Here is a 22,958-nt window from a genome sequence, read left to right as displayed (position 1 = left end):
CCGGGTTCGAGGGGCTGCCGGTCGTGGTCGAAGCCGTGCAGGTTGATGTAGAGCTGGCCGTCCGGGAAGCGGTCGCGGACCTGGTGTGCCCAGTGCACGGCCAGCGCGGTCTTGCCGATACCGGCGGTGCCGCCGATGGCGGAGATGACCACGGTGTTCGCCGGGCCTTGGCCCTGTCCGGGCGGAAGCAGCGCGTGGAGTCTGGCGAGTTCGTCGGTGCGGCCGGCGAACCCAGCGGCGTCATGGGGCAGTTCGGCGGGTGCGGACGATGCGCTCTCGCGCGGCACGGGGGGAGGAGGCGCGGGAGGAAGGAGGTAGGCGTCGTTCTGGTGCAGGACCGCTTCGTGGACCCGGCGGAGTTCCGCATGGGGGCTGGTTCCGAGTTCGTCGCGCAGTCGTCGGCGCGTGCCCTCGTAGGCGTTGAGCGCTTCCGCCTGACGTCCACAGCCGTACAGGGCCTGCATACGAAGGCCCACCAGGGACTCGTCGTAGTACTCGTCGTCGGACGCGGACGGGTCGTCGAAGTCGTCGAGGGCGTCGCCGAACCGCCGTAAGAGAAGAAGGCACTTGAGCCGCTCCTTCCGGAGCATGCGTCGGCGTTCCAGCAGCCGCGTCCGCCGGCCCTGTGCGAACTGTCCCGGCAGGTTGGCCAGGGGCTCTCCCCGGAACAGTCCGATGGCTGCGGCGAGTTGACCGGTCGCAGTGGCCAGGTCGCCCGACGCCAGAGTGCGCAGTGCCTCGTCGCCCCGCTCGGTCAGGTCCGCCGTATCGAGCCGGACGTCCTCGGCCACGAAGCGGTACCAGCCCTTGCCGCTGCGGATCACCGACTCCGCGGGCGGGGTGCCCTCCGGATCGAGCACCCTGCGCAGGGAGTTGACGTGGCTCGGCAGCACTTTGCGACCGCCGGAGGGCGGCTCCGATCCCCATACCGAGTCGAGCAGTTGGTCATGGCTCACCACGGCCCCCTGGCGGAGCAGCAACGCGGCCAGCACGGCCTGGCGCTTGATCGGCCCCAGATCCAGGGACACTCCGCCCCGCCATGCCCGCAACGGCCCCAGCACCTCGAACCGAAGCAGCTGAGGAGACCCGTCGTCCATTCCGAAGCTCCCGCTCTCCTACGTGATCTGTGTCATCGGAAATTCATCAGCATTGGAGCACCCCCGGCCATGGTGACGGACACGACATCGCACAACCCGCACAACCGAAGGAAGTCCGAGTGACCGAAGTGGAGTTGGTGGCCACCGCGTTGGCGACAGGGGCGGCGGCCGGACTCACCGACAGCACACGTGGAGTCGTCCATGACCTCCACGCCGTACTGAGAGATGTGGTTCGCAGGCGACTGGCCGGTGGCGGTGATCGTGTGCGGGGCCGCTACGGCGTTCGGGTGCTGGACGCCTACGAGACGGACCCCGACGTGTGGTGGACCCGGCTGCTCCAGGTCCTGTCCGCGGGAATGGAGATGGACGAGGAGATCCTTGGAGCGGCCCGCGCAGTGCTCCGTGCGGACCGTCGCACAGGACCAGCGACCGTGGCCGCCGACAGCGCCGAAAAGGCGGCACCTCGCTGACCCGGGCCCGTGGTGAGCTGTTGGTTCGCAGGTGCATTGCGGGGAGCGATTCGCCGGGCGAGCCGGTGTCGTTCAGAACGGCTTCTTTTCAGCTGGCGCCTGTGAACGTCGAACGCAGATGGACTGATATATGGGAAGGCCTGCCATGAATGCCGCACATCATCCATACTGCTGAACAGACGGCGTAGGGGGACGTCCATGGATGTCTCCGTAGAAAGGGGGCGCCGTGGAAAGGTCCGTCGTGTTCGTGCACGGTACGGGGGTACGGGCGAAATCGTACGTTTCCACTTTCGAGAGGATTCGGCACGAGCTGTGCGATCTGCGGCCCGGAATCGAGGTGCGCGGCTGTTTCTGGGGTGACTCCGAGGGCGCCCGATTCGTGCGGGGCGGTGCCTCGGTCCCCGGGTACACGGACTCCGGGGGAGGGCGGTCCGAGAAGGACGAGGATGTCGCCCAGTGGGGCTTGCTGTACGCGGACCCCGGCTATGAGCTGCGCCTGCTGAGCCTGCGTCCGCGTCCTTCCGGCGGTGCGCATCGCGGCGTCCCGCCCTCGCGGCGCTTGCTGTCCGCCCTGCGGGAGTACAAACCATCGGTCGAGTCCGTGGCTCTGTTCGCGCGCTACGGGCTCGCCGACGACCTCGACGCCGCGCTGCGCGAGGTACTGGACTCGCCGGAGCTGCGCGACGCGGCGGCCACGGTCGACCAGAATGGATACGAACACCGCCGTGCCGTGGCGCGAGCGCTGGTGGCAACCGTGCTTTCCCGCGCTCAGGACCGGGGCGAGGACGCCGTCGACGGAACTGCCCGCGCCGCTCTGGTCGCCGTGCTCGGCGCCGACCTCCACACCACGGCCCGGGGACTGCCCGGGGCAGTGGGCAAAGCCGCTGCGGCCACGGCCCTACGCATCTTCACGAAGAGCGCGGAACGACGTCGGGGCTCTCTGAGCGACGGACTGCTGCCGATGACCGGGGACATCCTGCGTTACCAGGCCCGAGGTGAGGGAATCCGCCGACTGATCGCCCGGACCATCGCCGACACCCCGGGAAGTCAGGTCACCGTCATCGCCCACAGTCTCGGCGGTGTCGCCTGCGTGGATCTGCTTGCCCTGGAAGCTCTCGACAGGGTGACCACGCTGATCACCGTCGGCTCGCAGGCGTCGTACTTCTACGAATGCGGCGCATTGGTGTCCGCCGAGCATCCTGAGACACTGCCCGACCGCTTTCCCCGACGCTGGCTGAACATCTACGACCCCTGGGATCTGCTCGCCTACCAGGTGCGGAACGTCTTCGGCGACGACCGCGCCCACGACGTCCGGGTCGACAACGGGCAGCCGTTCCCGTACACGCACAGTGCGTACTGGTGCAACGCCCAGGTGTGGGATGCCGTCGACGCGTGGCTGGACTGAGGCCCGTGTCCACGACGATGTTGCACGAGGTGGATCCGGAAACGGTGTACGCGGTGGCGGTCGGACTGGAGCACTATCCCGGTCTGGGCGGCGAGGATCTGCCGGGCGCGGCCCTCAACGCGGTGCGCTTCGCACGCTGGCTGCGTGGCTGTGAAGTTCCGGGGCAGAACATCGCGCTGCTGCTCGCCCCGGTCGACGAGAACCGCGACCAGATCGAGGCGTCCTGCGCCGACACCGGACTTTCCTGGCAGGAGACGGCCCAGGGCGCACTGCTGCGCCGGCATTTCATCGAAACCCTGCCCCGGAAGTCGGCCGGGCTGTTGTACGTCTACTGGGGCGGACACGGCGTCCTCACCAGACACGACGAACGCGTCTTGTACTACCCGGACGCCACCGACCAGGACCCCCGCGGTCTCGGCGTGCGCGATCTGCGGGAGTACCTCACCGCAGAGGGGTTCCCCGAGCAACAGGTCCTTCTCTTCGACTCCTGCGCCATGTTCGTCGAGGAGCGGGGTCTCGACGTTGCTCCGGTCCAGGACCGGCTGCCGGGCAGCCGCCGCGAAACGAAGGACCAGTTCCTGCTGCACGCCAGCCTCGACGGTCAGGCGGCCGAGCACGACACCGCGCTGAGGTCCGGTGCCTTCTCCTACGTACTTCTGGACTGGCTGGAGACGCATGCCGAGCAGCGGCCGACCCCGGACCTCGACGCGATGGAGGCGGCGGTGCACCGGAACATGCTGGAGCGGTACGAGCGAGGCGCGCCCGCCCAGGCGCCGATGAGCTGCACCTACCGGTCGCTGCGGGGCGACGAACGAACCGAGCCTTTCTCCGCGCACGTGGATCCGCAACAAGCGGAGAGGCTCGTAGTCACACTGGGCGAAGTGCTCCCGGACCCTGCCAAACGCATGTGGATAGCCGGACGGGTGGCCCGGGCGTGCGGGTCGAGCTGGCTGGCCGCCAGGCCCACGGACACCCGGTTCGCCGAGATGCTGCTCAACAGCCCCCGGGCGATGGCTACGTTCATCGGTCTGCTGCGTCATGGGGAGGGCAGGCCGGCGGCCGTCAGGACACTGCGTGCCTTCGCCGTCACGGTGCAGCCGCCGGGACTCCTGTCCGTGCCGGAGTACGTCGAGCTGCACCGGTTGCTGGGCCGCTGGAACGCCAGATCGGCCGAGACCGTCAACGCCGCCACACAGGAGGCGGTGGAAGCAATCCCGCCGATGGTACGGGCCGAGGCGGACGGGCGTCTGACGCTGGACCAACTCATGGCGCACGTCAAATATCTGGAGACTCTGGGACTTGGACACCGGACCGACACCAAAAGACTGGCCCTGCCCGCCGTGCTGCGCTTCGTGCTCTGCCTGGCCGCACGTCCCAGTGTGTCGCCGCAACTCGACGCGGAACTTCTGACCTGGTGCTACCAGGTGGCCACGGTTCGGCTCGGTGTGGACAAGCGCGAGTTCGAGAGGTGGCTGAAGAAGTCCCGGACTCCGCACGCGCTGAAGGCCGTCAAGGGCCTGGTGCCGGAGGCGCCGGGGACCCTGCCGCCCAGCGTCGTCGTACAACTGTCGCCAGGCACTGAGCCGGACAGCTTCGTCGCCCGCACCTGGGTCAGGATGGAGGCAGGTGCTCTCCGCCGCCACACCAGTGATCACAACGGGCTTCAGCTCAGCTCCTCCCAGGTGGTCCAGCTCATCGACGACGCCGTGTACTCCGTAACCGCTGAGGGGGCTCCCAGCCCGCTGGTGGAGATCGTGGTCCGGCCGGACGACCTGCTCCAGGTGCCGATCCACACCTGGGAGAGCGTGGACGACGACGGGACCCTGCTGCTGCCCAGCGTCGATCACCGCATCGCCCTGCGCTGTGAACCCCTGGTCCGGGAGAGCCGTGAACGCAAGCGTCAGCAACTGCGCGCGAGGCGGTGGGAACGGCGCGACGGCGGCGAGGTGATCCACCTCGATACGCGGCACTCCGTCAATGCGCGATCTGCCCAGGCGGCGCTGCAGAGGGACCAGTGCGCGGCACGTGTGATCATCTGCACCGGGAGCACCGACAGCGTCTCGTTGATCATGGCGGCGCTGCGGCTGGGCTACCCGATGATCATGTGGGACAGCGAGACGCAAGTCCCCGTGGCCCCCTGCCACTTCGAACCGCTCCGTCCCGAGGACGAGATCCGCTCCCAGCCGGAGCGCGTGCGTGAGTACTGGTCGCAGTTCCACGAGAACCCGGACCGGTACGACCTGCGGCCCGCCTTCCTGCTGGAGGACCACGAGCGCCCGCTGCCTCCGGCACACCCACTGACCCGGTCGGCCCGCCCGGAGGAGACGTGATGCAGACTCCGCCCGAACCACCTCACCACGGCACATCAGGCACCGATCCGGAGGCCGCGGCCTGGCGGATCTTCCACGGCGACGGTCGGCGGCGCGGCGTGTCCTTCCCCGAGGCGCCACCGTGGCGACAGTTCGTTCCCCCGGCCGACGGCGCATCCCGGCAGGACGAAAGCGTCGCCAGGAGGTGCGGCGCCGGTTACGTCATCGGTGACGCCGAGACGGACGTCATCAACGCGGCCCTGCGCCTGCGCCGTCCGCTTCTGGTCACGGGCCGCCCCGGCACCGGGAAGACATCGTTGGCCGAGGCGATCGCCCATGAACTGGACCTGGGCAAGGTCCTGCGCTGGCCGGTGAACAGCCGCTCCACACTCCAGGACGCGCTCTACCGGTACGACGCCATCGGACGTCTCCAGCGTGCTCCGGCGGACGACGCCGAGGGCACGGAGCCCGCGGACATCGGGGACTTCGTCCGTCTCGGGCCCCTGGGAACAGCACTCGTCCCTGTCGGCCGGCCCCGTGTCCTGCTGGTCGACGAACTCGACAAGGGTGACGTGGACCTTCCCAACGACCTGCTCAACGTCTTCGAAGAAGGCAGTTTCGAGATCCTCGAACTGGCCCGGCTCCCCGAGTCCCGGCAGCGCGTCGACGTGTTCACCGCGGACCGCGGCGACCGGGTGACCATCGAGCGGGGATTCGTCCAATGCCTGGAGTTCCCCGTCGTCGTGATCACCAGCAACGGCGAACGGGACTTTCCTCCCGCCTTCCGGCGCCGCTGCGTACCGCTGCACCTCGCCGATCCCGACGAACAGCGGTTGCGGGAGATCGTCACCAGCCACCTCGGCCCCCAGGCTCTCGCCTACGCCGACGACCTGGTGGCGGCCTTCCTCGGCGAACAGGCGTTGGGGGGACTCGCCACGGATCAGCTGCTCAACGCGATCTTCCTGCGCAGCGGTGGAGCCAGACTGGACGCCGAAGGACTGCTGAGCACCGTACTGGCGCACCTGAACACGGGCGGCTAGGGATGTACAGGCGTGTGCTGGAGGTACTACGCAACGCCGGACTTGAGATCGACCATGTCGAGCTCCTGGACTCCCTGTACCTGGCCCGCATGCTCACCAGGGATGCGACGGCTCCGCTCGCGCTGCTCCACGCGCTCGACGAGAGCGTGCCGCCCGGCCCAACGCCGCATGCCCGTACGCCGGTCGGGGACGACAGCCCGGCCGGCCGGCGCCCCTCGGTCAACACCCTGCCCCGACACCACGGCACTTTGCCGCCCCTGTTCCCGCAGGGCAGGAGTTCGCCCCGGCACATTGTCCGTGAGGACTTCCCGGCCGAGCCGGACACCGGCGAGCGGTCCGTCCCGGTCACCGGCTCCCGGCGTCCGGACGGGCCGCAGGACACCGCGGTACTGCTGCCCGGTCCCAGGGCGCTGGGCAGCGAGATCGCCCTCGACCGGGCGCTGCGGCCGTTGAAACGCCGTGTCCCCAGTACCGTCCGCACCGAACTGGACGAGGAGGCGACAGCGGTCACCCAGGCGGAGACGCGCAGGCCACAGGTCGTGCTCCGGCCGGCGCGGGAACGCTGGTTCAGGCTCCTGCTCGTCATCGACAGCGAGGCGTCGATGTTGTTGTGGCAGCGGCACTGCGACGAACTGAGGGCGACGTTCGAACGCAGCGGAGCCTTCCGGCAGATCCAGGTGCACCAGTTCAGTTACGGCTCGCCGCGTTCCGTGCACAAGGGACTGGCCCTGACACGTCCGTGGGACGGCAATGCCCTGCTGCACGCTCCCGGGTCCCTGGCGGACCCCTCGGGCCGTTCGATGGTCGTGGTGGTCACGGACGGTGCCGCTCCCGCCTGGCGGGACGGGCGCATGGCCGCGGTCCTGCGGCAGTGGGCCGCGGTGGGCCCGGTGGCCGTCATCAATGTTCTGCCCCGCCACCTGTGGGCGGGCACGGGTGCGGCCGGTGACACCTGGCACCTGACCGCGTCGCGTCCCGGCGCCCCCAACGCCTCGCTGAACGTCACCGATCCGCTCCTCCTCCCGCTCACGGCTCCCTTCGACGAAGTCCCCGAGCCGACCGTGCCCATCGTCGAACTCACCCCCGGCGGACTCGCCGCTTGGGCGGAGGGCATCGTCACTGTCGGGCACGTCGTTCCCATGTGCTTGTGGGAACCCCAGGCCGGACCGGCGCCCGGTTCCGGCTACACCCTGCCGTGGCGCGGTGCCGGGTCGAAGAACTCCGTGCGAGCCTTCAGCCGGTCCGCTTCACCGGGCGCGGTCCGGCTCGCGGCCCACCTTGCCGCGGTGGCACCGGTCACCGTGCCGGTCATGGAACTGGTGCAGGAGGGGTTGTCGGACAGGATCCTCGGCCGGTCGGCTCTCGCCGAGGTCTTCCTCAGCGGTCTTCTCACCCCCTTGGACCCCGAGCAGCAGAGGGCCCGTACGAACCGATCCGTGACCTCGATGCGACACCGCCTCTTCGACTTCACCGCCGATGCGAAGGACCTGCTCCTCGACTCGGTCCCCACAGCCGAACTCATCCGCTGCCGCAACCGTGTCGGCCGACGCATTGAACAACTGGCGGGCCGTTCACCGGACTTCCCGGCCTGGCTGCTCGATCCGTCGGACGACGACCAGCAGTCCACCCTCCAGCCCTTCGCGAGCCTTGGCCAGGCATTCCTGGCCCGCCTGGGCATCGGCCCGGTCGCGGACGACGTCTCGGGCGATCGCGAGGACGACGACGAGACACGTGCATACCACCGGGAGCCCATGAACTGGAGCGACCGGGGCACCGCGACGACCGCGGTGATCGTCACCAACGACCCGCGCATCCGCGATGCCGTCTCCGTCGCCCTCGCGGAACCCGAGCGCCTGCCCCCCGGCGCCGGAGTGCAGGCAGTGCGCGGACGCCTGCCCGGGACGGCCTGGCAACAGGTCGTGCTTGTGTCGGCCACGGGAGCCGACCCCATGTCCGACGGCGGCGTCGCCCAGGTCGTGTCCCGGATGCGGGTGCAGGTGCTGCTGGTCGTCGGCACCGGACGGGCCCTGGACGCCGTCGTGGCCGAGGACGTGGTCGTCTCGACCCGCCTGGTCTCGGGCTGGATGCCATCCGCCGAAAGCTCCGCGCCCTCGCCGGCGGCCTGGCTGCCCGACGGCGAACTGGAGAGTGTCGCCCGAAGGACCCTCGGAGACACGGCACATTTCGGCCCCGTGGTCCTGTACGACGGCTCCGCCACCCGCGGACTGCACCACGGTGTCGACTTCAACGTCGAAGGAGCGGTTGCGAGCATGGCAGTGAATGACATCACGCCCTGGCTGAGGCAGGGCCACTTCCTCGCCGTGGTCGGTGCCGCCATGTGGGAACAGCCCACTGGACCCTCAGGCCGGTACGCGAACCCGGACTTGGCTCGGCGGGTGGCCGCCGCAGCACTGGACATCCTCGGCGCGCTGGAACCGGACCCGTCGGCCTCGGCCAACGACCCGACGAGCCGCTACGAGGAGATCCCCGCGGTGCTGACCAGCACCGTCGCCCTGCCCGCTGACGAGCCGGGCCTGCCCCTCGACACGCTGCTGAGGCCTGTGGTGGAGCCCATGGACCAAGCGGAGGTCGACCAAGTGCTCACGGCCCTGGAGCCGACACAGACCGTGCCCGAGCACGTCACCGTGCTGGTGGGACCGGACCCCGACGAACTGGTCACGACGGCGGAGTACGCAGCTCGGACGGCCGGCCGTCAGGGCTGGTTCGACGGTGGGACGGTCAGTCTTGACCTGCGGGGATACGACGACACTCCCGCCACCGCCGATCTGCTCAGGCAGATCCTGCTGCGTGAACTCGGTCAGCCCGCCGTGGGCAGCACGCCCGAACAACGCCTCGACCACTACCGGAAAACGCTGCGCCGGCGTGCGCGGGTCACCGGACGCACCCTGGTCCTGCTGACCAACGTCACCTCGTACCGCCAAGTCCAGGCGCTGCGCTCCGGCGCGGAGTGGCACCAGTTCCTGGTCATCGCCCGCGACAAGGTGCCCTACCTGCCCGCCAGCAGGCTCACGCCCGGCCGACTCTCCTCCGCCGAGGCCGAGGCGTTTCTCGACGCCCGGTTGCGCGAGGCGGACCCGGACGACGGGCGGATCGAGCTCCAGTCCCTGAAATCCCGTGAACTGGCCGAACTGTGCGACCAGCGCCCGGTCGCCCTGCGCGTTGCGGCGGCCCTCCTGGTCGCCGAACCGGACCTGAACGTGCGGCGACTGGTCGACAGGGTTCGAGCGTCGCCGCATCAGAATGTTCCCGGGCTCTCCCGGGACGGCACGAGCGGAGTCTTCGCGCTGGCCGTCCGGTCCCTGGGGTCGCGCACGGTGGGACTGTTGCGCACGCTGGTCTTCATGCCCGGTCCGGGTACCGACGTGGCCACCATGATGGTGGCGATCGGTGCCGACGAGGCCCCGCTGCAAGGGCTGGCCGAGCTGGAGCGCGCGGGGCTCGTCGTCCGGGTCTCCGACGGCTCGCGCTGGTACGTGCCGCGCTCCGTTCGCGAGTACGTCGACGTCAGCACACAGGGGAGTGCCTTTGACGAGGAGGCGGCCCGGGCCGCCAGGCGGTTGCTCGATCACTACCTGGCACTGGTGATGGACCTGAACGGCAGGCTGCGAGGGCCCGAGGAACTGGGAGCCGCCACCACGTCCGATTCCGTACGCGAGGCCGGGATGCGCGTCCTCGATGAGGAGAGGACGAGCCTGTTGGCTGCGGCGCACTGGGGTTATGGCAGGTCGCAGCCCGTCGTCGCGGCCCGGCTCGGAGTCGCACTCGGTGAATACCTGAGGCTCCGCCGGCTGGTGGACGACTGGGTCACGGTGAGCCAGGCGGCCCGGCGCATGGCTGCCTCCGCAGGCGACCGGATGCTCGAAGCCGCGGCCCTCAACAACCTTGGGCCGGCCCTGCACGCGGCCGGGCGTGTCAGGGAAGCGAGGTCAGCACTGGAACTGGCCTGTGAGACGTATGAGGGCGCAGCCCGACACGCCGACCTCGGCAGGGCGCTGCACAATCTGGGAGTGGTCCTTACGGCGACGGGTGATGCCGACGAAGCGGTGACGGTGCTGGAACGCGCCTTCGACATGTGTGAGGAAGCCGGGTTCCCGGCTGGTGTGAGGGTGGTGGCGGGCAGCCTGGGGAGCGCCCTGCGCGCTGTGGAACGGACGGAGGAAGCCGCCACGGCGTACGAGGTGGCCCGCGACCTGCACCAAGCCGTCGGCGATGCCGACGCCGAGGCAGGGGTGCACAACAACCTCGGCATTCTGCGGGCGGGTGAGGGCCGCCTGCCCGATGCCGCCCTGTCCTTCACTCGGGCTCTGGACCTCTTCACCCGCTCAGGCAACTCCTACGACGAGGCTCGCACGGCCCGCAACCTGGCCCGGCTGCACCAGGCGGAGGGCCGGCTGTCCTCTGCCTCGACCGCCTGGGGCCGCGCAGCCGAGGCTCTCACTCGCGCCGGCGCCGCCCCGGAGGCGGAGGCGGCGACCTTCGAAGGCGCGAGGACGGTGGGTGAGTCGAGCATTCCGTGACGGGGTGGCAGCACCGCGAAGACCTCGGGGAGTTGGGGTTCGCTGTTGGGCAGTCTGCGGTCGAAGGTCTGTCAACTCCGAAGGCCTGTAACCCCGTTGCGGGGCTACGAAGACGGTGATGGAGGCCGACCGTCCGCCACTCGTCGAAATCCGCGACGAGGTCGACGCTGCTGCCTCGTGGCCTTCCTCCTGGCTGTGGTCACCTTCGGCACCGGTCTGGCGTTGCGCCACCGACGGGTTCCGCGCCGACTGACCGGGCTGGGAACTGTCAGTTACTCGCTCTACCTGGTGCATCCGGTGCTGCTGGCGGTGACCGACGGCACGGTCGGTCGGTGGCGGCAGGACAGTCCCGTGGCCGAAATGGCGTTCGTCGCCGTGCTGTTGCCGCTCTGCGTCCTGACCTACAGGTACGTCGAAGTGCCGAGCAGGCGGTGGGGCCGAAGGCTGGCCCGCCGCGTGGAGCTGCCGCGACGCACGCTCGCGCCGGCCGAACCGGAGCAGACCGGAGCGGGGGCGGGTACCGGGCCGGTGAATGTCTGATCGACCGTCGCGGTGGGCGCTCATGTAGCCGACCATGAGGTGTGCGATTCGATTCCGTTCCCATGCCGGCGACCGTCGAGGCCAGGCCTCGTGACAGCCGTGGCTATCCCGTGCCCGCCATCACTCCGTGGGAGGGGGACGAGCCGCAGTTCGCGCTCACCGACTACGGGCGGAGCGCCGAGTGCGCGCGGCAGCGTCTGTGTTCCGTCTGCGACACCCTGATGCCCAAGGGACCGGTGTGGCGGGTGGTCGGCGCCGCGGAGAGTTCCGGGATCCGTGAGGCGCTCGCGGCCGGGCGGCCGTACCGCAACATGGCGGCGACACTGGAGGCTCCGGGGCACCGCGCGTGCATGCTCTACGCCTCGATGGTCTGCCCGTACCTGGCGCGCCCCAACGCGCGGCGCGGGCTGACGGCGGAAAGCCCGGACGACCTGACCGCGCATGTCGTCCGGGGTGCTGTCCGTGGGGACATGGGTGCCGTGGTGGGGTTCGGCGACTACGAGTTCGCCGTCACCAAGACCCAGGTCCTGTTCCGTTTTCTCGATGTGGTCGAGTACCTGCCGCACGACATGGCCGACCAGCACCTGCCCGAGCTCCGGGCCGAACTCGCCCGCGCCGGCGGGCGGTTGGGCGGCGGTCAGCCGCGGTAGGCGGGCAGGCCGGTGTGTGCGGAGACCTTGACGGGCCTGCCGAAGCCGTGGGCGGTCTTCGTGATGGTGTACGTGCCCGTCGGGGCGCGGAAGGCGATGGTCTTGCCGTTCGGGGACCAGGTGGGCTCGGTGTAGTCGGTGGTGGCGGTGGGGGTGACGTCCTTGACGGTGTTCGTGGCGCTGCCGAGGTCCTCGACGAAGAGGTGGTCGTGCCCGTGCACGGAACGGACGAAGACGACCTCCTCGTTGTCGGGGGAGAGAGCGGGCTCGGAACCCTTGGCGAGCGCGCCGCCCTGCTGCCGCAGGTAGTCGTCGCGGATGTAGACCTCGCCGTTGTGGGTGTTCTCGTAGACGGCCGAGCCGTACTTGCCGCCGACGCTCGGCCAGGTGTTGTCGGTCTGGGGGATGCTGCCCTCTCCCGCGTAGCCGTTCAGGCTGATTCTGGCCGGCCTGCCGTGGTTGGCGGTGGCCTTGACGCCCTCCAGGACGGTGCGTCCGTGGATCTTCGCCGAGAAGATGAGGTTGTTCTTCGCGGGGATCTGGTTCGTCCGGTCGGCGGCGGCCACCTGCCAGGTGGGGTGGGACCACGTCTGTCCGCCCGGGTTGGCGGCGACGGTGACGCGGTGGGTGCCGTCGGGGTTGGAGACGACGAGGTTGCCGTGCCCGTCGATGAAGGCGGCCTTGCTGCCGCCGGGGTTCCAGGCCAGGTCACGGACCGTGGTGCCGAAGTCGATCGACCTGCCGTTGACCACGACGTGGCGGGTGCCGTTGCTGAGGGTGAGTCCCCTGGGCACGGTGAGCGTGTGCGTGGACGCGGCTGCGGCGACCATCGCGGCGCTGCCCTTGGCTCCGCCGGAGGACGGGGCGGCCGGCGCGGCGCAGGCCGTACCGCACAGGGCGAGCAGTGCGGCAGCACCTGCGGTGATGACGGTTGCGCCGGCGCGCCGGCGGTTACGAGCGGACATCGAGGTTCCCCCAGTGATGTGAATGACGCTGCGACGAGAGGTCCGCGGGAACCGCCGGCCGTTCCCGGAACCGGAACCTGAACCGGTCCGCTCGGCTTGCTGCCCTTCGCGACAGGACGGAGTATTCCGCCGGCGGGTGACGGAGCTGTGCGTCCACTGTCACAGCTGTGCAATAGCGCGCCGGATCAGGTCTGACCCCCCATCAGGTGTCGGGGTGCGGTCAGGGTTCGCTCAGGGACGTTCCCTGATGATCAGGGCTGCCGGGACGGAAGAGACTCGTGGTGGGCCGTTCGACTGCCGGTCCAGCCGCCACCCCGTGGGAGAGCTTCACCGTGAACTGCTCCGTCTTTCGCCCCCGTTGGTCCACCATGGCCGCGTCCGGCGCCGTGCTGTTCGCCCTGGCCGCGGTTACGGTCCCTCCCGCCTCCGCCGCCTCTGACGCCACCCCGGCTCCAGCGCCCGCCGCCGCGCCGTTGCCCGGGCTCGATCCGGCCGAACTCCGGGCAGCCATCGGTGGGTTACCGGCCGCGGATGTCACCGGCGCACTGCTGCGGATCACCGGTCGCGCGGGCCACTGGTCGGGCACCTCCGGCGTGGGCGACCTGGAGACAGGCCAGGGCGTTCCGCCCGGCGCGCACATCCGGATCGGCAGCATCTCCAAGGTCTTCACCGCCACGATCGTGCTCCAACTCGCCGCCGAGCACCGGATCGACCTGGACAAGCCGGTCCAGCAGTACCTGCCGGGGGTCCTGCCCTCCGGCCTCCCGCCCATAGAGGTCGGTCAGTTGCTCAACCACACCAGCGGCCTGCCGAACGGCGTCGCCAGCCCCGACTTCGGCGACGGCAGCCCCGAATGGTTCGCCGCCAACCGCTTCAAGAGCTTCACACCGCAGCAGGTGATCGACCTGATGGCAGGCCGGCCGATGCAGTTCGCGCCGGGTACCGCGCAGCAGTACAACGGCATGAACTACTACGTCGCCGGCCTCCTGGTCGAGAAGATCACCGGGCACACCTTCGCCCACGAGGTGCGCTCCCGGATCACCCGGCCCCTAGGACTGCACGACACCCAGGTCCCCGACGCCGACGACCCGCGCCTGCCCGGCCCGCACTCCCACGGCTACCTGACGGTCACGTCCCCGGACGGCACGGTGCACCAGGTGGACGTCACCGAGCAGAGCCCCTGGCCCTGGGCCGAGGGCGGCATGATCTCCACCCCCGCCGACCTCGACCGTTTCATGACCGCGCTCTTCCGCGGTCGGCTCCTCCCGCCGGCCCAGCAGGCCGAGCTCTTCACCGTCCCCGACGTCCCCAGCTTCCACAGCAGCCAGTGCCGCACCGCGGCCGACGCCGCCCGTGCCTGCATGACCATGGGCATCATGAGGGTGACGGCATCCAACGGCGTCACGGTCTGGGGCAAGACCGGCTCCCGCCCCGGCTACACCAGCGGCGTCTTCGCCACCCGCGACCTCTCCCGCAAGATCGTCTACTCCCTCAACCCGACCAACCTCAACGGCACCGAAATACGCTACGTCCAGCGGATCGCCGCCGCCTCGTTCGGCACCGTGGTCCCGGCCACGAGCTGACTCCGTCAACGCGCTTACACCTTGCGTGAGTTGGGTCCCGGTGCGGCATCGGGCGGAGCGGTTCGAGGCATCGGAACCCACACGGGGCCGGCTCCTACGTCAACTGCTCGGGTCCGCCGCGTTCGTGGGCTCGTACGGCACGCATGGTGCTCATGTTCCGTCCCTCCTTGGGTGGGTGGGGGCGCCGGCCGGTGTGCTCACCAGGTGGGGATGAACCCTCCGTCCACGGTGATGTCGGCGCCGGTGACGTTCGCCGTGCGGTCGGCGGCCAGCAGCAGGACCACGTCGGCGATCTCGGCGGGCCGGGAGAAACGGCCGGTGACCGTGGTCCGTGCGGCGTTGTCGATGACGTCCTGGGGTTTCATGCCGGTCGCCTCGGAGACCGTCGCGGCGACACCGCCGTCACCGAGCCAGAGATCGGTCTCGACCGGTCCCGGGCTGACGGTGTTGACCCGGATCCCCTTCGGGCCGACCTCCTTGGACAGGGCCTTGGAGAAGCCCGCGAGGGCCGCCTTCGAGGCGCTGTAGTCGATGACCGCCGGGTCCGGGAGCGCAGCGTTGACCGAGCAGATGCTCACGATCGAGCCCCGTCCCCGGGCGAGCATCACCGGCAGGGCGCTGCGGGTCGTACGGACGGCCGCCATCAGGTTGAGGTTGAGGGTGGTGAGCCACTCCTCGTCGGTGACCGAGAGGAATCCTCCGGTACGGGCCGGGGCCGAGCCCACGTTGTTGACGAGGATGTCGATCCGGTCACCCGCGGCCTCGACGAGCCGTGCGGGTCCTGATGCCTCGCCCAGGTCGACCGGTACGACGCGCACGCGCCCTGTCGCGGCCAGTTCCTCCAACTCCGCCGAGGAGTGCCGGGCCCCGGCATGGACCGTGACCCCCTCCGCGGCCAGCGCACGCACGACCGCCAGCCCGATTCCCCTGCTGGCGCCGGTGACGACGGCCACCTGTCCGTTCAGTCCGAGATCCATGGTGTGTCCTCCCATCCCTTCCGTACATCACACATGCCGGTCGGCCGGAGTGCCTGTCGGCGTCGAGCACGATCGAGACCACCGCGTGCGACGAGCCGACGGTCCCGACATGAGAATGCGCCCGCCGCGCATCAACCGCTGGCCTGTCGGCGGAACGGCCCTGTCGTACTGGAGAACGCGACCGGGAGGCGCCCGGGCAGCGCCTCCCGCCTAGTCACTTGCCCAGTCACTCGTCGCCGGGCCGCTGCTTCGGGTCCCGGTGGGCGAGGTGAGGTCGCGCGGCTGGGCGAGGGCAGGGCGGGACGGATAGAACTGCGCGTACCAGCGGCGTAAGGCCTTGATGCCCTGTTCGTGGGGCAGCAGGATCGGGTGCGGCCGGTGGATCTTGTGATCCCAGATCCGGAGCTCCTCGCGCACCTCACCCAGCGCCTGCGTCCGGAAGACGAGCTTGAGCACGGGCGTCAGGGACGGGAACCGGGCCGGTTTGCGGAGGTAGTACAGCATCCGCATCTCGCTCGTGCGGTCGTCGACGGGGGTGGTGAGGGCGACGGCGGTCACCGACAGGGCGGGGCCGTGGGTGCGGACCACCATGACGCCCGGTCCGTACATGAACGCGTCGAAGCTGTTGTCGATGTCCCGGCCGAGGACGCGCCGGCGGATCCGGCCGCGGGCTTCCGCGAAGGGGCCGTTCGACCGCCAGTCCTGGACGAGAGGTTCGCTCTGACCGTGGAGGAAGTGGAAGTGGGACTCGTCGACGATGTTCTCGCGCATCTCCTGGACGTGGATGCGCGCGCGGCAGACGTCGTCGATCGGCTTGGCGAACCGCCCGGACGCCGCCTCCGGGATCTCCGGTACCTCCCATGCCGGATCGCCCGGCCCGACGTGGACGAAGACGAGCCCACTGTGCTCACGGACCGGAAAGCCGCCGAGGGACACCTTCGGAATCAGGCGCGCGAACGGAGCCTCCACGCACCGCCCGTCCGGGCCGAACCGCCAGCCGTGGAACGGGCACTCCACGGCGCCGTCCACGACCTTGCCGCCGGCGCCGAGGTGCGCGCCGTAGTGGGGGCAGTGCGCGTCCCGTACGGCCGCCCGACCATCCGTTCCGCGGAAGGCGATGAGCGCACGCCCGAAGTAGTGGAGGCTGACGACCTTGCCCGGACGGAGTTCGTCGCCGCGGAGCACGGCGTACCACCCGTACGGGACGGTCGGCATCGGGTAGTCGTCGGCTCGCGGGTCGCGGGGCAGGGCAGCGAGTTTGTCATGGTGCCGACGAAGAGGCATGACCGGATGCTAGCGAGGGCTCGGTGGACCCGGGGCGGGGGTTTGCACACTCGGGTCCACTTGGGCGGCGGTGGGGGAACTGGTACAACTCGCCGGGCAGAGCCGCTCGTTGACCCAGTAGGTAGTAGGTGGATGGACGGCGGCAACGAAGCGATCAATGATCGTGGGAGTCGGATCACGGGGGTGGGAGCGCATGACCAATCAGCCGGTGTTCGTCCTGGGCGAGGACCTGCAGGCCCTGGAGCGGGCCGAGTTCGAGACCGAGGCGGAGTTCCAGGAACTGCTGGCGCGTCATCCTCGGGTGCTGGACTTCGGTTCGCCGGCCGACGGCCGGCCGCTGCGGCTGGTGCTGGTGGCCCGGGAGATGGGGGTGCCGACGAGCACGGAGAGCGCCCCGGCGTACTGGCTGGACCATCTCTTCGTGGACGCCGACGGCATGCCGACCCTGGTGGAGGTCAAGCGGGCCACGGACACCCGGATCCGGCGTGAGGTCGTGGGCCAGATGCTGGACTACGCGGCGAACGCGGCCCGTTACTGGCCGGCCGCGCTGCTGCGGCGTTCCTTCGAGGACACCTGCGCCAAGGACGGCCGGTCGCTGGAGGAGGCGTACGGGGAGCTCCTCGGCGACCAGGGCGAGCGGTCCGCGGAGGAGTTCTGGACGACGGTCGAGGAGCGGTTGGCCGCCGGGCAGATGCGGCTGCTGTTCGTCGCCGACCGGATTCCGCTGGAGCTGCGGGCGATCGTCGAGTTCCTGAACCGGCAGCTGCGGCAGACCGACGTGTACGCGGTCGAGCTGACCCAGTACCGCGGCGGCGACCTCCGCGTCCTCGTCCCGCGCGTGCACGGCGAGGTCGCCACCGCGGCGAAGTCCCCCTCGGGCCACCGCACCACGCAGCGCACCACCCGGGCCGACATGGACACGGCGATCGCGTCGCGCCCCGACCCGGACGTACGGCGGACCGCGACCGCCCTGCTCGATCACGCGGCGGCCGAGGGGCGGCTGGAGTGCGGTACGGCCAAGTACCGGAGCATGCGCGTCTACTACCGCGTCTCCGGCCGGGACGTGCCGGTCGCGACGCTCTCCCTGCGCGAGGACCCGGCGAAGGACGACCTCTCCTTCGCCTTCGGCTCGATCACCTACCACCTCGGCCACGAGCGGGCAGCGGCGTTCGCGGCTGCCCTGCCGACCCTCCCCGGCCTGGCGGAGAGGCTGGAGGCGCTGCCGGCGAAGGGCTACAACGGCTGGCCGTCCGTCTCCCTGACCACCCTCGCCGCCGAGCCCACCGCCGTCGAGGGAATCCTCTCCGCGATCCGGCGACTCGTCGACGGCCAGGAGTCCTCCGCCTGATCACATGCCTCGCCCGTACGCCCACGCACTCACCGGCAGAGATCCATCCCAGGCCGGCCCCTTGGGCGGCCCCTTAGGGTCGGAGGTATGACGATGCCTCTTGCCGGTAGTGCCTTCGACTCGCTCCGTCTCGACGCAGTGTCCGACCAGGACGCGCTGCGCCAGGTCTACGACCTCCCCGGTGCCGCGTCCGTGCGGAAGCAGATGACCGAACTCACCGAGCAGACACGGCGGTTGATCGGCTGCTCATCGCTGGTCCTGGTCGCCAGCGTGGACGCCGAGGGCAACTGCGACGTCTCCCCGCGCGGCGGCCCCGCCGGGTTCGTCGGCGTCCTGGACGCACGGACGGTGGCGATACCGGACGCGACCGGCAACAAGCGGCTGGACACCCTGCAGAACGTCATCGCCACCGGACGGGCCGGGCTGTTGTTCGTCATCCCCGGGCGCACCACCACCCTGCGGGTGAACGGCCGGGCCTGCGTCTCCACCCGCCCGGAGCTGCTGTCGCAGCTGACCGCCGTGGGCAAGCCGCCGGCCAGTGCGCTGGTGGTGGGGATCGAGGAGGTCTACCCGCACTGCCCCAAGTCGCTGCTGCGCAGCGGGGCCTGGAAGCCGGAGCAGTGGCTGCCCGCGGACGCCCAGCCGGCCTCGGCCGAGGTGACACTGGCCCAGCTGCGGATGCCGGAACTGACGATCGCCGACATCGAGCAGACGGAGGCGGACTCGTTGAAGTACCGGTACGAGTAACAGGGCGACCCGGCATCCCGGCATCCCGGCATCCCGTGACGGGCAGCGGGCAGCGGGCAGCGGGTACGGCCGGCCGTCCTCGGCCCGGTACGCGTGTCGTGCGCAAGACGTTTCAGTCGCGCATTCGTCCGGCTCCGGAAACCGTGCGTTTCCATGGTCGGTCCGTCCGCCGCACGGCCCAGGTCGTCGCTGCCGTCAGCGTCGCGGTGATGACGGCCATCAGGGGCACGGCCGCGGAGGTCCAGGCCGCGGCCAGTACCAGAACCGCGGCCACGGGCGAGGCCGCGGCGGCGGGACCGGGCAGTGGCGGGCCGACGCGCAGCCACCGGACCGTCGCGATCCAGACGGCGAGGGGGATGCCGACAGCCAGGCCCTGCTGTAGCCGGGTGACGTGCGCATGGCCGGTGAGGGCGTCGACGGCGACGGCGAGTCCGGCTCCGATCGCCGCGGTCGAGGCGAAGACGAGGTAGTGGCCGTAACCCCAGATGATCGTCGTGCGCATGGAGCGCAGCATGCGCTGGGTGGTCCGGTCGAAGTAGAGCCACCACAGGCTGAGGACGAGCAGCAGACCGCTGCCGGCCAGGACCAGCAGGTCGACGTCGAGGCCGTCGCGCGCGTCGGCCGCGGTCTGCACGGCGACGGTCGCGGCCAGCACCGCCTCGCCGAGCACGATCAGGGTGAACAGCCCGAACCGCTCGGTGATGTGCTCCGGGTGAAAGGTGGTCACCCGCGCCCGCTCGGCCCAGATCGGAACCAGCAACTCGCCCACGGCCACCGCCAGCCCGGCATAGAGGTACGCCGGCTGGTCGAAGGCGAGACGAGCGACCCATCCGGCCTGCACCAGGGCGTAGCCGACGGCGTACCGCAGGGCGGTCGTACGCCGTTCCGGATCCGCCCCGGCCGCCCGCAGCCACTGCACGACCATGGCCAGCCGCAGGATCACGTAGCCGACGGTGATGACGAGATAGTCGCCGGACTCGAAGGCCCGGGGCACGCCGGCGGCCAGGGTCAGCGCCCCGGCGATCTGGACCATGGTCAGCAGGCGATAGGCGTCGTCGTCGTTGTCGTACGCGGAGGCGAACCAGGTGAAGTTCCCCCAGGCCCACCAGATCGCGAAGAACACCCAGAGGTAGTTCCCCACGGCATGGCCGAGGTGTCCGGCGCTCAGGTCGTGATGCAGATGCGAGGCGGCCTGCGCGACGGCGGCGACGAAGCAGAGGTCGAAGAACAGTTCCAGCGGGGTGGAGGACCGGTGTGTCTCGTCGGTCCGGCGGGCTGTCATTCTGCGCAGGTTCAGCACCCGCGTGTCCGTGCTCCTGCCCGTGCTGTCCGTGTCAGGTTCCGGTGCCGAGCAGGTCGTGGGCCGCGATCCACAGGGTGTAGGGGTTCGCCAGGCCGGGATGGGCGGCCGTCATGCGGTCGATGAGCTCGCGTGGTGCGGAACTGCGTTCCAGCGCCGTCTCGAAGTCGGCCAGGTAGCGGCGGCTCTCCTCGATCTGGCGGCGGGCGTCGTCGTCGGCGGCATGCGGATCGCGGTGGCCGGCGATCAGGGTGTCGGCCTCCAGCGCCGCCACGGCGTCCAGGGCCCGCGCCCAGTCGGCCCGGGAGGCCGGTGTCGATCCCATCAGCCACATGTGTGTCCGGTTGTAGACGACGTCACCGGAGACGACCAGGCTCAGGTCCGGGACATGGACGACGCTGGAATGCACGGTGTCGGTGGTCCCGACCGGGATCACCGTGGCCGTGGAGCCGCCGATCGGGATCGTGCGGCCGGTCAGCGGCCCGGGCGGGACGGGCCTGCCCGTCAACTGGCCGGGGAAGAACCCGCCCCAGATCCGCATGTACCCCGCCGAGATCTGCTCCTCCATCGCGGGGACGGACTCGGCCAGCGCCACCGGCCTCGCCCGCGGGAACGCCGCCAGGATCTCGGGCAGCCCGAGGAGGTGGTCGGCGTGCGGATGGGTGATGTACACGTAGTCGGGCTCGCGGTCGTGGGACTTCACCCATGCCGCCAGCTCCCGGCCCTCGCGCACGGTGATGAGGCAGTCGACCAGCACGGCACCGTCGTCGTCGCTGATCAGCGTCGAGGTGGACGGCGGCCAGGTCGCCGGGCCCATCACCTCCTCGAACCCCGGTACCGCACTCGGGATCGGCTTGGGGTCCACCACGAACACGTCGAAGTCAAGGCTCATCGTCTTCTCCGGCATCGTCCGGCACAGTCCGGCATCGCTGACTCGGCTGGACCTCATGGTCACCCCCGGGGACGGCGGCGGAGTATCAGCATGTTGACTGCACCGCGAGCCCGAACCACGGCCGGCTGCAGTCATGTTGCTGATACCGACCCACGGTGCGTTGCCGGATGCTGATGCTCATGAACCTGAACGCGGCCACACCCGGGGGCGGCGCGCGCCCGCTGGCGGACGGCAACCAGGTGCCGGTGCTCGGCCTCGGCGTCTGGCAGGTGCCTGACGGGCCTGCGTGCGTCAACGCCGTGCGCTGGGCGCTCGACGCCGGTTACCGGCACATCGACACGGCGCAGGCGTACGGCAACGAGCAGAGCGTCGGCCGCGCCCTCCGCGACAGCGGCGTACCGCGCGACCAGGTGTTCATCACCACGAAGTTCCAGCCCCGGGGCACCGATCCGGTCGCCCAGGCAGAGGCCAGCCTCCGTCGGCTCGGCCTGGAACAGATCGACCTCTACCTGGTCCACTGGCCGGCGGGCGGCCCGACCCGGGCCTGGGCCGGGATGGAACGCGCTCAGGAGCTGGGGCTGGCCCGTTCCATCGGGGTCTCCAACTACGACGTGGCCGAACTGGAGGCCGTGATCGCCGCGGGAACGGTTCCGCCCGCCGTCAACCAGATCCTGTTCAACCCGCCGCACCGTCGGCAGGCGCTCCTGGACGCCTGCGCCCGGTTCGACGTCGCCGTCGAGGCCTACAGCCCGCTGGGCACCGGCCGGTACGTCGACGACACCACCGTGGCCGGGATCGCCCGCCGGACGGGCCGGACACCGGCACAGGTGCTGCTGCGCTGGGGCCTGCAGCACGGACTCGTGGTCGTGGCGAAATCGACGCACCGCGACCGTATCCAGGAGAACGCGCGGCTCTACGACTTCACCCTGTCGGCCGAGGACATGGCCGAACTCGACGCGCTCGACCGGACCGGCGGCACCGGCCGCGCGCTCGAAGCCAAGTGGTGGTAGCACCCGAGGAACACCGCGGACTTCGTCCACGAGTTGTCGGCGGGCGGCCTCTCGAACGTCGACGGCGAGTCCACCTGCGTACGCGTGCAGCCGCTGACCGACGCGGGTGCTCTCGACCGCGACAAACAGCTCGCGGTGGTGAGCCGGTTCACCGGCATGGTCGCGGAGGCCGCCGGTGACCCGACGCTCGCCGACCGCACCTGGGTGTTGCTGACCGAGGCCGTGCCCGGTGGGTGGGGGCTGGGCGGTCACGCGCACACCAACGACGAACTCGTCGCCGCGGCGCTCAAGCAGATCGCGGAGCTGAAGGCGATGGCCGGGGACCAGTAGTGAAGCAGGCGGCGGCGGTCACGCCTGTTCGCGGATCCAGGCCTCCGCCAGCGTGGTCCAGATCGCGGCCTCGCCGGCGTTCCGGGCGAGGCCGAGGCTGTGCGGGCCGTGGGCGAACACGTGCACGGCGTGCGGGACCTGGCCGGCCGCGAGTGCCGCGGCAAGACGGTAGGTGTGTTCGGCGGGGACGTACGGGTCCTCCGCGGTGTGCCAGACGAAGAACGGCGGCGCCTCGGGCGTGACCAGCGCATCCAGCGAGGTCGACCGGCGCAGCCCGGGGCCGGCGTCCTCGCCGAGGAGGATCAGCCGGGCCGGACGGTAGGTCTCGGTCTCCATCGAGGTGATGGCGTAACCGAGTACCGCGAAGTCCACCGCCGCACCGGGCCCGGCGCCCGGCGCGAGGGCGGCAAGACCGGCCAGATGACCTCCCGCGGAGAACCCGACGAGACCGATGCGCTGTGCGCCGGCCGCCC

18 protein-coding genes and 1 pseudogene are annotated in these 22,958 nt (G+C 70.4%); 12 read left to right on the top strand and 7 right to left on the bottom strand.

Annotation, left to right across the window (positions count from 1 at the left end; genetic code table 11):
- Window positions 1–1,097, bottom strand: a 1,097-nt coding sequence (locus tag R6V09_RS16205) for an AfsR/SARP family transcriptional regulator (protein ID WP_317882111.1), incomplete at its 3' end; no start/stop codon positions are given.
- Window positions 1,098–1,216: 119 nt separating this feature from the next.
- On the opposite strand from R6V09_RS16205, the gene R6V09_RS16200 reads away from it, so the two are divergent.
- From R6V09_RS16200 to R6V09_RS16170, 7 genes and pseudogenes are all read left to right on the top strand, one after another.
- Window positions 1,217–1,567, top strand: coding sequence for a hypothetical protein (locus R6V09_RS16200; protein WP_317882110.1), 351 nt, complete (start codon window positions 1,217–1,219; stop codon window positions 1,565–1,567).
- A gap of 226 nt (window positions 1,568–1,793) precedes the next feature.
- Complete coding sequence (locus R6V09_RS16195; protein WP_317882109.1) at window positions 1,794–2,972, top strand: hypothetical protein; 1,179 nt, start codon at window positions 1,794–1,796, stop codon at window positions 2,970–2,972.
- A 5-nt stretch (window positions 2,973–2,977) separates the two neighbouring features.
- Window positions 2,978–5,302: a VMAP-C domain-containing protein gene (locus R6V09_RS16190; RefSeq protein ID WP_317882108.1), complete on the top strand. Its 2,325-nt coding sequence runs from the start codon at window positions 2,978–2,980 to the stop codon at window positions 5,300–5,302.
- Window positions 5,302–6,321, top strand: coding sequence for an AAA family ATPase (locus tag R6V09_RS16185; RefSeq protein WP_317882107.1), 1,020 nt, complete (start codon window positions 5,302–5,304; stop codon window positions 6,319–6,321). The genes R6V09_RS16190 and R6V09_RS16185 overlap by 1 nt, the downstream gene beginning before the upstream one ends.
- A 14-nt stretch (window positions 6,322–6,335) precedes the next feature.
- Window positions 6,336–10,859 carry a tetratricopeptide repeat protein gene (locus R6V09_RS16180; protein WP_317882106.1) on the top strand — a complete coding sequence of 1,508 codons (4,524 nt, stop codon included), beginning with the start codon at window positions 6,336–6,338 and terminating at the stop codon, window positions 10,857–10,859.
- 162 nt (window positions 10,860–11,021) lie between these two features.
- Window positions 11,022–11,399, top strand: a pseudogene (locus tag R6V09_RS16175) (acyltransferase family protein); the annotation flags it as partial.
- A gap of 62 nt (window positions 11,400–11,461) precedes the next feature.
- On the top strand, window positions 11,462–12,049 hold the full coding sequence (locus R6V09_RS16170; protein ID WP_317882105.1) for a hypothetical protein: 588 nt from the start codon (window positions 11,462–11,464) through the stop codon (window positions 12,047–12,049).
- Here R6V09_RS16170 and R6V09_RS16165 read toward each other — a convergent pair.
- The gene (locus R6V09_RS16165; protein ID WP_317882104.1) at window positions 12,037–13,014 is read right to left on the bottom strand and encodes a TolB family protein; all 978 of its coding nucleotides are present in this window, start codon (window positions 13,012–13,014) and stop codon (window positions 12,037–12,039) included. The two genes, R6V09_RS16170 and R6V09_RS16165, sit on opposite strands and share 13 nt — an antisense overlap.
- Window positions 13,015–13,346: 332 nt before the next feature.
- Between R6V09_RS16165 and R6V09_RS16160 the strand changes: the two genes are divergently transcribed.
- Window positions 13,347–14,597, top strand: a complete 1,251-nt coding sequence (locus R6V09_RS16160) for a serine hydrolase domain-containing protein (RefSeq protein WP_317882103.1) — start codon at window positions 13,347–13,349, stop codon at window positions 14,595–14,597.
- A gap of 197 nt (window positions 14,598–14,794) precedes the next feature.
- Here R6V09_RS16160 and R6V09_RS16155 read toward each other — a convergent pair whose 3' ends face one another.
- Window positions 14,795–15,574, bottom strand: a complete 780-nt coding sequence (locus tag R6V09_RS16155) for an SDR family NAD(P)-dependent oxidoreductase (RefSeq protein WP_317882102.1) — start codon at window positions 15,572–15,574, stop codon at window positions 14,795–14,797.
- 210 nt (window positions 15,575–15,784) lie between these two features.
- Window positions 15,785–16,858, bottom strand: a complete 1,074-nt coding sequence (locus tag R6V09_RS16150) for a Rieske 2Fe-2S domain-containing protein (protein WP_317882101.1) — start codon at window positions 16,856–16,858, stop codon at window positions 15,785–15,787.
- 193 nt (window positions 16,859–17,051) lie between these two features.
- On the opposite strand from R6V09_RS16150, the gene R6V09_RS16145 reads away from it, so the two are divergent.
- Window positions 17,052–18,206, top strand: coding sequence for a hypothetical protein (locus R6V09_RS16145; protein ID WP_317882100.1), 1,155 nt, complete (start codon window positions 17,052–17,054; stop codon window positions 18,204–18,206).
- A gap of 87 nt (window positions 18,207–18,293) precedes the next feature.
- Window positions 18,294–18,953: an MSMEG_1061 family FMN-dependent PPOX-type flavoprotein gene (locus tag R6V09_RS16140; protein WP_317882099.1), complete on the top strand. Its 660-nt coding sequence runs from the start codon at window positions 18,294–18,296 to the stop codon at window positions 18,951–18,953.
- Between the two features lie 112 nt (window positions 18,954–19,065).
- On the opposite strand, the gene R6V09_RS16135 is transcribed toward R6V09_RS16140, so the two are convergent.
- Complete coding sequence (locus R6V09_RS16135) at window positions 19,066–20,235, bottom strand: low temperature requirement protein A (RefSeq protein ID WP_317882098.1); 1,170 nt, start codon at window positions 20,233–20,235, stop codon at window positions 19,066–19,068.
- 52 nt (window positions 20,236–20,287) lie between these two features.
- The gene (locus R6V09_RS16130) at window positions 20,288–21,202 is read right to left on the bottom strand and encodes an MBL fold metallo-hydrolase (RefSeq protein ID WP_317882097.1); all 915 of its coding nucleotides are present in this window, start codon (window positions 21,200–21,202) and stop codon (window positions 20,288–20,290) included.
- 122 nt (window positions 21,203–21,324) lie between these two features.
- Here R6V09_RS16130 and R6V09_RS16125 point away from each other — a divergent pair, with 122 nt between their 5' ends.
- Both R6V09_RS16125 and R6V09_RS16120 read left to right on the top strand, forming a co-directional pair.
- Window positions 21,325–22,155: an aldo/keto reductase gene (locus tag R6V09_RS16125; protein WP_317882096.1), complete on the top strand. Its 831-nt coding sequence runs from the start codon at window positions 21,325–21,327 to the stop codon at window positions 22,153–22,155.
- Between the two features lie 33 nt (window positions 22,156–22,188).
- Window positions 22,189–22,485, top strand: coding sequence for a tautomerase family protein (locus R6V09_RS16120; protein ID WP_317882095.1), 297 nt, complete (start codon window positions 22,189–22,191; stop codon window positions 22,483–22,485).
- A gap of 18 nt (window positions 22,486–22,503) precedes the next feature.
- Here R6V09_RS16120 and R6V09_RS16115 read toward each other — a convergent pair.
- The coding region (locus R6V09_RS16115) for a prolyl oligopeptidase family serine peptidase (RefSeq protein WP_317882094.1) at window positions 22,504–22,958 on the bottom strand (455 nt) is incomplete at its 5' end.

Origin of the sequence: Streptomyces sp. W16, from assembly GCF_033194735.1 — a bacterium.
GTDB lineage: Bacteria > Actinomycetota > Actinomycetes > Streptomycetales > Streptomycetaceae > Streptomyces.
The sequence above is the reverse complement of the archived record's forward strand: the minus strand, read 5'-3'. Positions and strand labels throughout refer to the sequence as shown.